Here is a 14414-nt window from a genome sequence, read left to right as displayed (position 1 = left end):
CAAAGCCGCCAATCTCCCCCCTTGCGGGGGAGATGTCCGGCAGGACAGAGGGGGGTGGGAAGGATCGCGGCGCTTGTCGTGTTCATCGCGTCTCTCGTCGGCCCTACAATGACCCCAACCTTCACCATCGCCATCGACGGCCCCGCCGGCGCAGGCAAAGGCACGCTGGCCCGGCGGCTCGCCGACCACTACCGCCTCAATCTGCTCGACACCGGCCTGACCTACCGCGCCGTCGCCTATGCGCTGCTTCAGTATGCGCTGCCGCTCGACAATGTCTCGGCGGCCGAAACCGCCGCACGCCAGGTCGATCTGGCAAAGCTCGACCGTGCCGTGCTGTCGGCGCATGCGGTTGGCGAGGCTGCGTCGAAAGTCGCCGTTTATCCGACGGTGCGGCGCATCCTCGTCGAGAAGCAGCGCGATTTCGCCAGGACGCCGCCGGGCGCGGTGCTCGACGGGCGCGATATCGGCACAGTCGTGTGCCCCGATGCCGACATAAAACTCTATGTGACGGCGAGCGCGCAGGTGCGCGCGCAGCGCCGGCTGGCCGAAATCGAAAGCATCGGCGGCACCGCCGATTTCACCGAGATTCTCGCCGATATCGTGCGCCGCGACGAGCGCGACATGGGCCGCGCCGACTCGCCGCTGAAGCCGGCGGCGGACGCGCACTTGCTTGATACCTCCGAAATGGCTATAGAGGCCGCGTTTCTAGCGGCCAAAGCGATCATCGACGACGCCCTGGCCAAGAGAGACAAAGCCTGATCCAGGGTTTTCCCGCTCCACCGATTGCCGGAAGCGAAGAAAATACCCATATCGGGCACGAACCAGCCTGCCAGCATTCTTCATGCGCCGGAATTGCCGCTTAGGCGGCCCAGGGCTTTTGTAGCCCGGAACGCCGGCAGGCCAACGCAACGCTAACCCACGGCGCCCGTCCCGCTTAAGATGCGGGGCACTCCAGGAGAAAATATGTCAGCTGCAAATCCCACTCGCGACGATTTCGCGAGCCTGCTCGAAGAATCATTTACCACCGGTCACTCCGGCGAAGGTCAGGTCGTCAAGGGCACGATCCTGGCGATCGAAAAAGACATGGCCATCATCGATGTCGGCCTCAAGGTCGAAGGCCGCGTGCCGCTGAAGGAATTCGGCGTCAAGGGCAAGGACTCGACGCTCAAGGTCGGCGACACGGTCGAGGTCATGGTCGAGCGCATCGAAAACGCGCTGGGCGAAGCCGTCCTGTCGCGCGACAAAGCCCGCCGCGAAGAGAGCTGGGTCAAGCTCGAGGAGAAGTTCACCAAGGGTGAGCGCGTCGAAGGCGTCATCTTCAACCAGGTCAAGGGCGGCTTCACCGTCGACCTCGACGGCGCCGTGGCGTTCCTGCCGCGCAGCCAGGTCGATATCCGCCCGATCCGCGACGTCTCCCCGCTGATGCACAACCCGCAGCCCTTCGAGATCCTCAAGATGGATCGCCGCCGCGGCAACATCGTTGTGTCGCGCCGCACCGTGCTCGAGGAAAGCCGCGCCGAACAGCGTTCGGAAATCGTGCAGAACCTCGAAGAAGGCCAGGTTGTCGAAGGCGTCGTCAAGAACATCACCGATTACGGTGCGTTCGTCGACCTCGGCGGCATCGACGGCCTGCTGCATGTCACCGACATGGCATGGCGCCGCGTCAACCATCCGACCGAAATCCTCAACATCGGTCAGACGGTCAAGGTGCAGATCATCCGCATCAACCAGGAAACCCACCGTATCTCGCTCGGCATGAAGCAGCTCGAGAGCGATCCGTGGTCCGAGATCGGCACCAAGTTCCCGATCGGCAAGAAGATCAAGGGTACCGTCACCAACATCACCGACTACGGCGCGTTCGTCGAGCTGGAGCCGGGCATCGAAGGCCTCATCCACGTTTCGGAAATGTCGTGGACCAAGAAGAACGTGCATCCCGGCAAGATCCTGTCGACGACGCAGGAAGTCGACGTTGTCGTGCTCGAGGTCGATCCGGCTAAGCGCCGCATCTCGCTCGGCCTCAAGCAGACGCTGGAAAACCCGTGGCAGGCTTTCGCCGCGAGCCATCCGGTCGGCAGCCAGGTCGAGGGCGAGGTCAAGAACAAGACCGAGTTCGGCCTGTTCATCGGCCTTGAAGGCGACGTGGACGGCATGGTGCACCTCTCGGACCTCGACTGGACCCGTCCGGGCGAGCAGGTCATCGAAGAGTACAATCGCGGCGACATGGTCAAGGCGCAGGTGCTCGACGTCGACATCGACAAGGAGCGCATCTCGCTCGGCATCAAGCAACTGGCCAAGGATACGGTCGGCGAAGCCGCGACTTCAGGCGAACTGCGCAAGAACGCGGTGGTCACCTGCGAAGTCACCGGCATCAAGGATGGCGGTCTGGAAGTGCGGCTGGTCGACAGCGGCATCGAGACCTTCATCAAGCGCAACGACCTCAGCCGTGACCGTGACGAGCAGCGCCCCGAGCGCTTCTCGGTCGGCCAGAAGCTGGACGCCCGCGTCATCGCCTTCGACAAGAAGACCCGCAAGCTGCAGGTCTCGATCAAGGCGCTGGAAATCGCGGAAGAGAAGGAAGCCGTCGCACAGTACGGCTCTACCGACTCCGGCGCTTCGCTGGGCGACATCCTTGGCGCCGCGCTGAAGAAGCAGGGCAGCTAAGCCGCTTCGCGCGCAGCGCGTAAGCCGCTTCGCGCAAGCGTAAACCTCGGCTGCGCCTCACGCGCGGCTTGAACAAGAAGACCCGCGGGCCGCAAGGCTCGCGGGTTTTTTCATGCTCGGCGACGCGGTTGGCACAAGACAAAGACGGCGGAACCCCTTCAATTCCGCATGCGCGGCTGTAGGCTCGGCTGTCGTTGCAGACGTAAACACGGAAGTCCGGCCCTTCGGGCAACGGAGAAGCATGCGCGATGAAGGTCGTCGAACTCTATCGCTATCCGGTCAAGAGCCTGCGCGGCCATGCCGTGCCGAGCGCCGACATCGAGACAATGGGCATGGAAGGCGACCGCCGCTGGATGGTCGTCGACAAGGATGGGCAGTTCCTCACCATTCGCCAGATACCTGATATGACGACGATCGACGTCGAGCATCGCGGAACGGGCATCCTGTTGAAACATGACAGGCATGGCTCGCACTTCGTCGAGGCACCGGCTCCCGGCACCGCGCTCCGGCAAGTCAAGATCTGGAAGGATATGGTTGCCGCGCGGCCGGGCGATCCGGCCGCCGGCGCCTATCTCTCGGCTATTCTTGGCCGGCCTGTCGATCTCGTCTATTTCGACGATCCGCAAAACCGGCCGGTCGATGCGAAATTCGGCCAGCCCGGCGATTTCGTCGGCTTTGCCGACGGTTTTCCGCTGCTGATCGCCACGACAGGCTCGCTGAACCATCTGAACAGCCATCTTGCCAGGCCAATCGAGATGGCGCGGTTCCGGCCAAACATCGTCGTCGACGCAGACGGCGCATGGCTCGAAGACAGCTGGAAGACGATCGGCATCGGCGCTGTCGAGTTGCGCATCGCAAAGCCCTGCTCGCGCTGCGTCATCACCACCCGAGATCCGTTGAGCGGCGAGCAGCCGGACCCGCGCGAGCCGTTGCAGACGCTTGGCAAACTCCACCGCTCCGCCAAGGGCGGCATCATTTTCGGCCAGAATGCCATTCCCAACAACGCCGGCACGATCGCCATCGGCGACGCAGTCGAGGTCGTGGAAGTGGGGTCTCGAACCTGACGTAGTCGCAGGCCTTCTAGTCTAATGCCGTGGAGGCGTCGGCGGTCGCCATGATTGAATGGCCAACCTCCGCTGTAGATCAGGCGAGGTCGGCAAAGGCCGCCATCGGAAGCCAAACCAAATGAGCCGCTCTGCGCGGCGGAACTTCAGGCGCGGCCGTAGAGCGGCACCAGCGTGCCGCTCATTGCCAGATTGGCGGGTGATGCCAGATAGGCGATTGCCTCGGCGGCGGCTTCGAGGCTGACCCATTTGCCGAAATCGGCGTCCGGCATATCGGCGCGGTTGGCCGGCGTATCGAGCGTCGAAGGCGCAACCGCATTGACCAGGATACCCTTGCCTTTCAGCTCTTCGGCCATCGCCACGGTCATCGCTGCCACCGCCGCTTTGCTGGCGCTATAGGCGACCATGCCGGCACCCCGGCGCGGGTCGAGCCCGGCGCGTGCCGTGACATTGACGATGCGGCCTGCAGTGGCCGAGCCAAGCATGGAGCGCACTGCCGCGCGGCAGCACAGAAAGGCGGTGCGGGCGTTGGTGTCCATCATTTCGGCAAAGGATGCGGATTCGATTTTCTCGACGGGGGCCATGGCAAAGCCGCCGGCCAGATGGATGGAGGCCCACAATTCGGGAACGCTGTCATAGAAGGCATCGACCTTGGCAGGATCGGCGAGATCGACATTATGCGCCAGCCGGACGCGATCATGGGCCGCGAAGGGGAAATGCGAGGGGGCCGACGCGTGGGCATTGGGCACATGGCAGATCGCGCCGTCCGCCAGCAATTTGCCGACGACCGCGGCACCCAGCGCCCCGGTGCCACCGGTCACCACGATATGCTTGCCCTGAACTGTTTCCGTCATCCTGGACGCTCCTGTCGTTTCTTATATTATGTCGCTTGTCGTGCCGCGCCGACGCAGAGCGTCGCGCCTTTTGCACGATCACTCAACCGACATCTCGACATGGCAGTTGTTGCGTCTTTGCATCGCTCGAAGCCGCCGACCGCCCCTTCCGACCCCCGCGCATGGACGTACGGCGCGCGGCCAGGCGTCAGTCGATGGTGATTTCGATGACGTGCGGCAGTCTGGTTGCGCGTGCGCGTTTGAGCGCATCGGCGAGACCGGCAGTACCGGCAAGCCGCTCGGCTGATATGCCGTAGGCCTCGGCCAGCTTGCAGAAATCCGGCGGCGCCGGGGACACGCCGACCGGCTCGACGCCGACATCGAGCATCGACGTTTCGATCTCGCGATAGCCTCTGTTGTTCCAGACGACGAAGATGACCGGTGCGGGTGCATCGAGCGCCGCGCCTAGCTCCGGCAAGGTGAACTGGAAGCCGCCGTCGCCGGTCAGGCAAACCACCGGCACGCCGGGCATGGCGAGCGCTGCGCCGATCGCCGCCGGCGGCCCGTAGCCGAGCGCGCCGAAACCGGTGGCGGCGTTGAACCAGCCGCCTGGCCGGTCATGGTCGTAATAGAGATTGGCGGCGTAGATCGGCTGCGTGGAATCGCCGACGATGATGGCGCCCGGCAGTGCGTCGCGGATGGTTTCCACCGCACGCACCTGCGCGGCATAGGCCGGGCTGAGCTCGGCAAAGGCCGCCTTTCTCGACGCGGCTGCGCGGCTCTCGCCGTCCTTCGCTGCGGCATGATCAGGGTGGAGCGCGCCTAGCAGTGCACCAAGCGCCTCCGCGCAATCGGCCTGGATGCCGACGCTCACCGGGCGGCGGGCGAGCTGGTCGGCGCCGATATCGATGCGGATCAGATTGGCGGGCAGCACGAAGCCGCCATCGCTGTAACCGTCATAGTCGGTCGGGCCGAATTCGGTGCCGGCGGCGATGACCAGATCGGCGTCTGCCATCAGCGCACGCACCGCCTTCAGGCTGGGGCTGGCCGGCACGCAAAGCGGATGTGCATGCAGCAGACCGCGCGCATTGGCGGTCTGGGCGACAGGCGCGCCGAGCCGCTCGGCCAAAAGCTGCAATGGCTGTTCGGCGCGCTTGGCGCCGCCACCGGCAAGGATCAGCGGCCGGCGCGCGGCTGCGATCAGCCTGGCTGCCTCGGCAATGGCCGCGCCATCCGGCGCCCGCGGCGCTGCATTGGTGAGCGAAGCAGCGATGCCGTCGGCCGGTTTGACCATGACGTCGGTCGGGATCTCGATATGGACGGGGCCCGGCCGCGACGACGAAAACAGCGCGAAGGCCCGCGCCAAAGCGCCAGGCAATTCGCTGGCCTCGGTGACACGCTGCGAAAACAGCGCCACCTTCTCCATCATGCCGCGCTGGTCCGGCAGTTCGTGCAGGAAGCCCAGCCCCTTTCCCAGCGTCGGCATCGCGTTGACGCCCGAAATCACCAGCATCGGCACCGAATCGGCGCGCGCCTGGCCCATTGCGGTGATGGTGTTGGTCAGCCCCGGTCCGGTGATGACAAAGGCAACGCCCGGCCGGCCGCTGGCACGGGCATAGCCGTCGGCCATGAAGCCGGCGCCCTGTTCGTGACGCGGCGTGACATGGCGTATCTTTGAACGCGCCAGCCCGCGGTAAACCTCGACAGTGTGGACGCCAGGAATGCCGAAAACGGTGTCGACGCCATGCGCTTCGAGCAGCGTGATCAGCGCTTCGCCGATGGTGGTCATGGCTTCTCTCCCTTTTGCGGCGCGAGGCCGAGCTCGGCCTCTATGGCTTTGACGCCGATCGCCGCCAATTCGCCAGGCGAGAACATCTCTGCGGCCAGACAGCCTTCGATCCAGAGCCCGTCGATGATCGCGTTGATGGCAATGGCATGGCGGCGCAGCTCATTTGCGTTTGGCCTGCGCTGCTCGGCGCCGAGCACTTCGGCAACGACTGCTTCCACCTCGTTGCGAAAGCCAAGATAGCCTTCGCGGTGGGCGCGAGCCAGGCTCGGATCCGCGCCGGCGCGGCCGATGAAGGTTGCCCACAGCGAAAACACGCGTGCATCGATGATCGGGGCGTTGAGGTTGGCGGTAACGAAGGCCGCAAGGCGCTGGCGCGGCGCGGCGTTTTCCATGAGCAATGCTGCCTTCGCCTGCTCGGTCATACGGCCCATCAGCGCCGCGTACGCTTCCTGCAGCAAGTCTTCCTTGCCGGGGAAATAGTGCCGGATCAGCCCCGCGGTGACGCCGGCGCGCAGTGCGATGGTGCGCAGGCTGGCGCCCTCCAGCCCATGTTCGGCCACGCTGTCCAGGGTCGCGTCGATCAAATCCTGCCGCCGCCGCTCCTCGCCCTCGCGGCGGAACTTGCGGCGCTCATTCATTGCCGCAGGATGGGCCGCGTCAGGCATGTCGGCCCACCTTCGCAGGCGATGCAGAGGGCATCCGCCTCGAAGATTTGAACCGTGCAGCCGGCGGCTTCCATCGCGGCCTTGGTCTTGGGAAAGCCGGCGACGGCAATGACCTTATGCGGGCTGGTCGGCAGCACGTTCAGGCTGAGGCCGTTGGACGCGGCAAACTCTTCGGCGTCGCCTTCCACCAGCCGGATGCCGCGCGCCTTCAGCAACTGATAGAACGGCGCCGGCAAAAGCGGTGAATAGACCAGGGCCAGGTCGTCGGCCAGCGGGCTGATCACCGACATCAGATGCAGGCACGCCTCCTCGCCCTGCCACAGCGGCAGATCGAAGCCGTAGACGGAAATGCCGAGCGGCGTCAGCAGGTTGGAAACCTGCTGTATGCCTTCCTGGTTGGAGCGCACCCCGCGCCCGATTACCAGCGTGTTTTTATCCAGCCATACGCAATCGCCGCCTTCGACCTGGCCGGGAGCCTCGACGCGGCCGAGGATAGGAATACCCAAGCGTGTGTAGGTTTCCTCATGCAGCGATGGCTCCCTGGCGCGCAGTGGCTTGCCCATGGACAGGATCAGCGCGCCGCGATCGGTCATCAGTGACGGATCGTGGGTGAATACGGAATCCGACAGCCCGTCGGCATTGTCATCGATCCATTCGATTTCGGCGCCGGACGCCGTCACCAGCTCAGCGAGAGCCGCGTGCTGCGCCGCCGCTTTCGCCGGGTCGAAACCCGGGCCATAGTGCCAGGTAGCCCGGTCGGCACCGCGCATGGCATTGGCCGCCGACCGCATCAGCACGCGCCGCAACGGCGCCGCCATGGACTGTGATCCGAAAGCGCTCATCAGTGCCCTTTTCAATGCCGTGTTCAGGGTGAAAAAAATGGAAGAAATTTCATCGGAGGCTATTTATACACTTGCACAATAAGGCCGCAAGTGCCGTAATGAGCGGGATTGACGGGCTCGCGCTGTTGGGTCCATGCTGAAGTCTGGAGTGGGCATTACAGCGTATGTTGATTAGCCGGATAGACGTTCGACGATCTGCCGTGGACCCTGTGGCAGAGGTTCCCCGGTGAGCGCGGCGGGAACCGCCGCAGTCCAATCCGGCAAGGCGCAGGACGGCGCCGCCGAAGCCATCCATGTCGAGAACCTGCACAAGAAATTCGGCCATCTGCATGTGCTGAAAGGCGTTTCGCTGTCGGCGCGCGACGGCGAGGTGATCGCCATTATCGGCGGCTCGGGTTCCGGCAAGTCGACGCTGCTGCGCTGCATCAACTGCCTGGAAAACCCGACCAGCGGCATCATCCGCGTCAATGGCGAGGAGATCAAACTCAAGGCCGACAGCCACGGCCACACCGTGCCCGCCGACCGCCGGCAGATCGAACGCATCCGCGCCAAGCTCGGCATGGTGTTCCAGAACTTCAACCTGTGGAGCCACATGACGCTGATCGAGAACGTCATCGAGGTTCCGGTGCATGTTCTGGGCGTCAGGCGCGACGTGGCGATCAGGGAAGCCGAAAAGCTTTTGGCGCGCGTCGGCCTGGCCGAAAAGCGCGACGTCTATCCGGCCTATCTCTCGGGCGGCCAGCAGCAGCGCGCGGCGATCGCCCGCGCCCTGGCCATCAACCCGCGCGTCATGCTGTTCGACGAGCCGACCTCGGCGCTCGACCCGGAGCTGGTCGGCGAGGTGCTGAAGGTGATCGGCGACCTGGCGCGCGAGGGCCGCACCATGGTGCTGGTCACGCATGAAATGAAATTCGCCCGAGAGGTCGCGACCCATGTCGTCTACCTCTGCAACGGGCTGGTCGAGGAAGAGGGGCCGCCGGAGCAGATATTCGGCGCACCGAAATCCGAAAGGCTGAAGCAGTTCATCCGCAACATCGGCTAGGACAAGCCGGGACGGAAGAAAACCGGGAACCAACAACAAACTGGGAGTCGTGACATGAAGACTGTTCTGAAAACATTCGCCGCAGCGCTGCTGCTCGGCGTTGCCGCCATGGGCGTGGCCAAGGCCGATCCGGTCAAGATCGGTGTCGCCGCCGAGCCCTATCCGCCCTTCACCTCGCCGGACGCTTCCGGCAAATGGGTTGGCTGGGAAATCGAGTTCATCGACGCCGTCTGCGCCGAGGAGAAGCTCGACTGCGTCATCACGCCTGTCGCCTGGGACGGCATCATCCCGGCGCTGACGACCAAGAAGATCGACGTCATCGCCAGTTCGATGTCGATCACCGCCGAACGCGAGAAGACCATCGACTTCTCGGATAAGTACTACAACACGCCGACCGCCATCATCGGGCCGAAGGACCAGAAATTCGGCGCCACGCCGGACGATCTCAAGGGCAAAGTGCTCGGCGTGCAGGTGTCGACCACCCATTCGGCCTATGCCAAGAAGCATTTCGGGCCCACGGCCGCCGAGATCAAGGAATACCAGACGCAGGACGAAGCCAACAACGATCTGGCCGCAGGCCGCCTCGACGCCGTCCAGGCGGATTCGATCGCGCTCGACGCATTTCTGAAGTCGGACCAGGGCAAGGCCTGCTGCGATCTGAAGGGCATGGTGGCTCCGGACGATGAAGTGCTCGGACCGGGCGTGGGCGCCGGCGTGCGCAAGGAAGACACCGACCTTAAGGCCAAGATCAACGCCGGCATCAAGGCGATCCGCTCGAACGGCAAATATGACGAGATATCGAAGAAATACTTCGATTTCGACATTTACGGTGGTGGCGGCGCGCAGTCGAACTGACGATCCTCGCATGAGCTGAGGGGCATGGCGCCAACGCCATGCCCCTCCTGCCCGACCTTTCCCAGACATGCTGCCACCGACGCTGCCGTCGGCGGTGGTTGAAGCCAGCAATCCGGGGGCGACGCTGATCGACGCACTTCTTTCGGCCTCGGCGGCCAGCATCATAGAACTTCTCTCGCCCAATCCGCCGGGCTGGGGCGGCACGCTGTTGCTTGGGCTGCTCCATTCGATCGAGATCGCGCTCGGCGCCACGGTCCTTGGTCTCCTGATCGGCACCGGTGGCGCCTTTGGCAAGCTTTACGGCGGGCCGGTCGTACGCGACCTGCTGGCGGTTTACACCACCATCGTGCGCGCCGTGCCCGAACTGGTGCTGATCCTGCTGCTCTATTATGCCGGAACAGACCTGATCAACCAGGCGCTGACCGCAATGGGCTACCAGCGCGTCGACATCAGCGGCCTTGCCGCGGGCATCGCCGTGCTCGGCTTTGTCCAGGGTGCCTATTCGACCGAAGTGATCCGCGGCGCCATCCTGGCCATACCGCAGGGCCAGATCGAAGCCGCCCGTGCCTATGGCATGTCACCCGGGCTCATGCTGCGGCGCATCACCTTGCCGGCGATGCTGCCCTTCGCCATACCCGGGCTCGCCAATCTGTGGCTGATCGCCACCAAGGATACGGCCCTTCTGGCGGTCGTCGGCTTTTACGAGCTGGCGCTGGCGACGCGGCAGGCGGCGGGCGTCACCAAAGCCTATTTCACCTTCTTTTTCGCCGCGGGCGTGCTCTATCTCATCTTGTCGCTGGTCTCCAACCTCCTCATCGGCCGTCTCGAGGCCTGGTCGCGGCGCGGTATGCCGTCGCTCAAGGATGCGCGCTGATGGCCGGAGAAGCGACCATCATCAACGCTGCCGCGCGCACGTCGCTGTGGCTGCAGCCGCATCGCATCGTGCTGATCCTGGTCGCAATCGCGCTGGTTTTCGGTGCCGCCTTTTTCATGCGCTGGGACTGGCTTCCGCAATATTATGAAATGGGACTGATCGGCATCTGGCGCTCGCTGTGGATCCTGGCCGTCACCTGCTTTCTCGGCTTCCTGCTCGCCGTGCCGCTCGGGCTGGCGCAGGCCGCCGGCTCTTTCTGGTTTTCCGCGCCCGCCAGGACATTCTGCACCGTCATCAGGGGCACGCCGCTGCTGATCCAGCTATGGCTGCTCTATTACGGGCTAGGCTCGCTGTTTCCGCAATTTCCCTGGATCCGCGAATCCTGGATGTGGCCGTATCTGAGGCAAGCCTGGCCTTATGGAGTGCTGGCACTGACCTTGTCCTTCGCCGGCTATGAGGGCGAAGTGATGCGCGGCGCCTTTGCCGGCGTGCCGAAGGGGCAGTTAGAGGCGGCCCGCGCTTTCGGCATGAGCCGCTGGAAGATTTTCCGCCGCATCTGGCTGCCGCAGGCCATCTACCGGGCGCTGCCGACGCTGACCGGCGAAACCGTGCTGCAGCTGAAGTCGACGCCGCTGGTGGCGACGATCAGCGTCATCGACATCTTCGCAGTCTCGTCCAAGGTCCGGCAGGACACCTACCTCACCTACGAACCCTTGCTGCTTTTGGCGCTGATCTACATGATCATCACCGGCCTCCTGGTGTTTGCATTCAGCAAGATCGAGGCGCGCATACCGAACAAGGTGGGCTAGGGAATAGTGAGTAGGCAGTAGTGAGTAGTCAGCATATGACCGGGAAACCGCTTGCTTTCGCTACTCCCTACTGACTACTCCCTACTCACTCACCACCAATCGGGTCCGCAACATGCAACTCTCTCTCGATCAGGCAACAGGGCTGTGCCGGATGGCGGCGCTCGGCGCCGGCGCCAATGAGGAGGCGGCGAGGTCGCTCACCGCCTCGATCATTGCCGCCGAGGCGGAAGGGCTTTCGACCGTCGGGCTGACCCATTTCATCGATTACCTCGAAGCGCTGGAAGCCGGCCGCATCGACGGCAATGCCGATCCCGTGATCACCAGGCCGGCGCTCGCCGTCTATCAATCCGATGCGCGTGGCGGCCTCGCCCATACCGGCTTCGACCGCACCATCGATGACCTTGCCAAGGCGGCAAAGCTGTTCGGCGTCGCCATCTTCTCGCAGAAGAACGCTTATACCTGCGGCGCACTAGGCTATTTCACCGGGCGTCTGGCGCAACTGGGATTGGTCTCCTTCGCCGCCACCAACGGGCCGGCGGTGCTGGCAGGCTCGGGCTCGGTCAAGCCGGTCTATTGCACCAACCCGATGTCGTTTGCGGCACCCGCCGCCGATGGCGCGCCGCTGGTCATCGACCAGTCGTCGAGCGCCACGGCGTTCGTCAACATCCGCAAGGCGGCCGAGGACGGCAAGAAGATCCCCGAAGGCTGGGCGCTGGACGCCAGCGGCAACCCGACCACCGATCCGGCCGCGGCCATGAAGGGCGCCATGCTGGCCTTCGGCGGCCAGCGCGGCGCCAACATCGCGCTGATGGTCGAAGTGCTGGCGGCTGGCCTGTCGGGCGCCAACTGGTCGCTCGACGCGCCCTGGTTCTCCGGCGGACCGGACAGCCCGGGAACCGGCCTGTTCGTGCTCGCCGTCGAGCCCAAGCTGCTCGACCCGGATTTCGAGCAACGCATGAAGGACCAGCTCGACCGGCTGCGCCGGCGCTTTGGCGTGCACGTTCCGGGCCGGGCGCGGGCCGAAGCGGCCGAAAAGGCGCAGGCGCGCGGCATCAATGCCCCCAAAGCCGTGGTGCAGCGCATTTCCGAGTTCGCCGAGCGCTATTCGGGCTGAAGCGGTCCTGCGACAACGAATTTTTACGCGACCTGACTGAACCTTTCTACCGATCGCAACGACCAATAGCTGCCGGGTCGGGTTTGCCCGGTCGGTGTCTTCTGTCGGATGCGTTTAGGGCCCGGGCGGGCGTATGCCGTCTCAGGTTATCCGCCCCGTTGCGCTCTGTCTCGACCGTTGCGTCACCCGGAAAACCCCGCTTCGGCGGGGTTTTCTGCGTTCGTGCTCTGTGTGCTAAAACATGTGGCGGAAGTTAACTTTTGTTAACTTGACTTGCCGGAACCATCGGGCGTTTGCAAGGGATCGTCACAAAAACAGGAGCTACGATTTCCGCAACCACCGACGCTTCCCGCGGCAAACTTATCGTTCCGGTGTTTGGCCGCCTGTATTCGTCGCTGCATGATGGCGCCGAAACCCTTCTGCGCGTCGTCGCCGGCGGGTTTCACCATTCACGGCTCGCAGAAGATCGCCAACCCTTTCGGCGCCGCCGAGATGGTCGAAGGCCTCGGCTTCTATGCCGGCGCGTTCTGGTCGTTGCTTTGTCCTGCACCGAATTCTTCGGCGGCATTCTGATCGCCATCGGCCTGTTGACTCGGCCCGCCGCCTTTGCCGGCATGATCGTGCTGCTGGTCACCGTCTGGTTCCACTGGATCACTGCCGGCCAGGGCTTTTCCGGCGCTGAAAAGTCGCTTCTATGGGCGGCGATCCTGCTGTTCTTCGTTATCCGCGGCGGCAACCGCCAGTCGGTCGACGCGCGCATCGGCAAGGCGTTCTGAAGGGTCTATAAGAGGGTGGCAGCGACGACGCGTCACCCTTTGCCTTTGGCCCAAAACGGACTATGAAACGGCTTCAGCCAAGCTTTCGAGCGCCGGAGCCAGCCATGACCGAAATCCTGCAGATCCCCAAGCTCGTGGTCGTCTTCGGCGGCTCCGGCTTCGTCGGCCGCCACATCGTGCGGGCGCTGGCCAAGCGCGGCTACCGCATCAGGGTGGCGGTGCGCCGGCCCGATCTGGCGGGACATCTGCAGCCGCTCGGCAATGTCGGCCAGATCCAGCCGGTGCAGGCCAATGTGCGCGTGCGCTGGTCGGTCGACCGCGCCGTGCAGGGCGCCGACCATGTCATCAATCTGGTCGCCATCCCGCATGAAAGCGGCCGGCAGAAATTCAACACCGTGCACGAATTCGGCGCCCGCGCCGTCGCCGAAGCCGCACGCTCGGTCGGCGCAGGGCTCACCCACATCTCGGCGCTGGGCGCCGACCTCAACGCCGAATCCGACTATGCCCGCACCAAGGCGCTCGGCGAAAAGGCCGTCCTGGAGACGATCCCGGACGCCGTCATCTTCCGTCCGTCGATCAATTTCGGACCCGAGGACAGTTTCTTCAACCGCTTCGCCGACATGGCGCGCTATTCGCCGGTGCTGCCGCTGATCGGCGGCGGCCAGACCAAGTTCCAGCCGGTCTATGTCGGCGATGTCGCCGAAGCGGTGGCGCGTTCGGTCGAGGGCAAGATCAAGGGCGGCCAGATCTATGAACTCGGCGGGCCGCAAGTGCTCACCTTCAAGCAGTGCATGGAAGAGCTGCTGACCGTCATCGAGCGCAAGCGGCTCCTGGTACCGGTGCCGTGGTGGATGGCCAATCTGCAGGCCTCGATCCTCGGCCTGCTGCCCAACCCGTTGCTGACCAAGGACCAGGTGCTGCTGCTGCGCCAGCCCAACATCGTGTCGGAGGAGGCCAACAAGGCCAACCGGAACCTTGCCGGCCTCGATATCCAGCCGCAGTCTATCGGCACCATCCTGCCCAGCTATCTCTGGCGCTTCCGCGCCGCAGGCCAGTTCCAGCGCAAGCCCGCCGGCATCGCGTAACAAGG

13 protein-coding genes and 1 pseudogene are annotated in these 14414 nt (G+C 64.3%); 10 read left to right on the top strand and 4 right to left on the bottom strand.

Features of this window, described 5'->3' with window-relative positions; translation table 11 throughout:
- Positions 1-108 precede the first annotated feature (108 nt).
- The 3 genes from cmk (at position 109) to NKI46_RS05425 (ending at position 3725) form a co-directional block, all read left to right on the top strand.
- Complete coding sequence (gene cmk / locus NKI46_RS05435) at positions 109-759, top strand: (d)CMP kinase (protein ID WP_352745503.1); 651 nt, start codon at positions 109-111, stop codon at positions 757-759.
- A 204-nt stretch (positions 760-963) separates the two neighbouring features.
- Positions 964-2661, top strand: a complete 1698-nt coding sequence (rpsA, locus tag NKI46_RS05430; protein ID WP_023671316.1) for a 30S ribosomal protein S1 — start codon at positions 964-966, stop codon at positions 2659-2661.
- Positions 2662-2909: 248 nt separating this feature from the next.
- A complete protein-coding gene (locus NKI46_RS05425; protein ID WP_023826652.1) occupies positions 2910-3725 on the top strand; it encodes an MOSC domain-containing protein in 816 nt (271 codons plus the stop codon).
- Between the two features lie 146 nt (positions 3726-3871).
- Here NKI46_RS05425 and NKI46_RS05420 read toward each other — a convergent pair whose 3' ends face one another.
- The 4 genes from NKI46_RS05420 to NKI46_RS05405 all read right to left on the bottom strand — a co-directional run bounded on the left by NKI46_RS05420 (position 3872) and on the right by NKI46_RS05405 (position 7854).
- Positions 3872-4579 carry an SDR family NAD(P)-dependent oxidoreductase gene (locus tag NKI46_RS05420; RefSeq protein WP_352745211.1) on the bottom strand — a complete coding sequence of 236 codons (708 nt, stop codon included), beginning with the start codon at positions 4577-4579 and terminating at the stop codon, positions 3872-3874.
- 187 nt (positions 4580-4766) lie between these two features.
- A complete protein-coding gene (locus NKI46_RS05415; protein ID WP_352745208.1) occupies positions 4767-6347 on the bottom strand; it encodes a 5-guanidino-2-oxopentanoate decarboxylase in 1581 nt (526 codons plus the stop codon).
- Entirely contained in the window at positions 6344-7012 is a 669-nt protein-coding gene (locus NKI46_RS05410; protein ID WP_352745205.1) for a TetR family transcriptional regulator C-terminal domain-containing protein, read from the bottom strand. The genes NKI46_RS05415 and NKI46_RS05410 overlap by 4 nt, the downstream gene beginning before the upstream one ends.
- Complete coding sequence (locus tag NKI46_RS05405) at positions 6982-7854, bottom strand: dimethylarginine dimethylaminohydrolase family protein (RefSeq protein WP_023671321.1); 873 nt, start codon at positions 7852-7854, stop codon at positions 6982-6984. Before NKI46_RS05405 ends, NKI46_RS05410 begins: the two co-directional genes overlap by 31 nt.
- 226 nt (positions 7855-8080) lie before the next feature.
- Between NKI46_RS05405 and NKI46_RS05400 the strand changes: the two genes are divergently transcribed.
- From NKI46_RS05400 to NKI46_RS05370, 7 genes and pseudogenes are all read left to right on the top strand, one after another.
- Positions 8081-8896 carry an ABC transporter ATP-binding protein gene (locus NKI46_RS05400; protein WP_023671322.1) on the top strand — a complete coding sequence of 272 codons (816 nt, stop codon included), beginning with the start codon at positions 8081-8083 and terminating at the stop codon, positions 8894-8896.
- A gap of 54 nt (positions 8897-8950) precedes the next feature.
- Positions 8951-9751 (top strand): transporter substrate-binding domain-containing protein, encoded by an 801-nt coding sequence (locus NKI46_RS05395; protein ID WP_023671323.1) that lies wholly within the window; start codon positions 8951-8953, stop codon positions 9749-9751.
- A 208-nt stretch (positions 9752-9959) separates the two neighbouring features.
- Positions 9960-10625 (top strand): ABC transporter permease, encoded by a 666-nt coding sequence (locus NKI46_RS05390; protein WP_032891566.1) that lies wholly within the window; start codon positions 9960-9962, stop codon positions 10623-10625.
- Positions 10625-11434 carry an ABC transporter permease gene (locus NKI46_RS05385; RefSeq protein ID WP_023703668.1) on the top strand — a complete coding sequence of 270 codons (810 nt, stop codon included), beginning with the start codon at positions 10625-10627 and terminating at the stop codon, positions 11432-11434. The genes NKI46_RS05390 and NKI46_RS05385 overlap by 1 nt, the downstream gene beginning before the upstream one ends.
- A 112-nt stretch (positions 11435-11546) precedes the next feature.
- On the top strand, positions 11547-12548 hold the full coding sequence (locus tag NKI46_RS05380; RefSeq protein ID WP_023689222.1) for an Ldh family oxidoreductase: 1002 nt from the start codon (positions 11547-11549) through the stop codon (positions 12546-12548).
- A 326-nt stretch (positions 12549-12874) separates the two neighbouring features.
- Positions 12875-13324 (top strand): annotated as a pseudogene (locus tag NKI46_RS05375) (DoxX family protein).
- Between the two features lie 104 nt (positions 13325-13428).
- A complete protein-coding gene (locus tag NKI46_RS05370) occupies positions 13429-14409 on the top strand; it encodes a complex I NDUFA9 subunit family protein (protein WP_023693143.1) in 981 nt (326 codons plus the stop codon).
- Positions 14410-14414 lie beyond the last annotated feature (5 nt).

The organism is Mesorhizobium sp. M0615 (assembly GCF_040320805.1).
Taxonomy (GTDB): domain Bacteria; phylum Pseudomonadota; class Alphaproteobacteria; order Rhizobiales; family Rhizobiaceae; genus Mesorhizobium.
This window is presented reverse-complemented; position numbering and strand designations above follow the sequence as displayed.

Coding starts and splice junctions, on each gene's coding strand:
- NKI46_RS05425 (WP_023826652.1), top strand. CDS start 2,910: ATGAAGGTCGTCGAACTCTATCGCTATCCGGTCAAGAGCCTGCGCGGC.
- NKI46_RS05405 (WP_023671321.1), bottom strand. CDS start 7,854: ATGAGCGCTTTCGGATCACAGTCCATGGCGGCGCCGTTGCGGCGCGTG.
- NKI46_RS05395 (WP_023671323.1), top strand. CDS start 8,951: ATGAAGACTGTTCTGAAAACATTCGCCGCAGCGCTGCTGCTCGGCGTT.
- NKI46_RS05420 (WP_352745211.1), bottom strand. CDS start 4,579: ATGACGGAAACAGTTCAGGGCAAGCATATCGTGGTGACCGGTGGCACC.
- NKI46_RS05385 (WP_023703668.1), top strand. CDS start 10,625: ATGGCCGGAGAAGCGACCATCATCAACGCTGCCGCGCGCACGTCGCTG.
- NKI46_RS05410 (WP_352745205.1), bottom strand. CDS start 7,012: ATGCCTGACGCGGCCCATCCTGCGGCAATGAATGAGCGCCGCAAGTTC.
- cmk (WP_352745503.1), top strand. CDS start 109: ATGACCCCAACCTTCACCATCGCCATCGACGGCCCCGCCGGCGCAGGC.
- NKI46_RS05370 (WP_023693143.1), top strand. CDS start 13,429: ATGACCGAAATCCTGCAGATCCCCAAGCTCGTGGTCGTCTTCGGCGGC.
- NKI46_RS05380 (WP_023689222.1), top strand. CDS start 11,547: ATGCAACTCTCTCTCGATCAGGCAACAGGGCTGTGCCGGATGGCGGCG.
- rpsA (WP_023671316.1), top strand. CDS start 964: ATGTCAGCTGCAAATCCCACTCGCGACGATTTCGCGAGCCTGCTCGAA.
- NKI46_RS05415 (WP_352745208.1), bottom strand. CDS start 6,347: ATGACCACCATCGGCGAAGCGCTGATCACGCTGCTCGAAGCGCATGGC.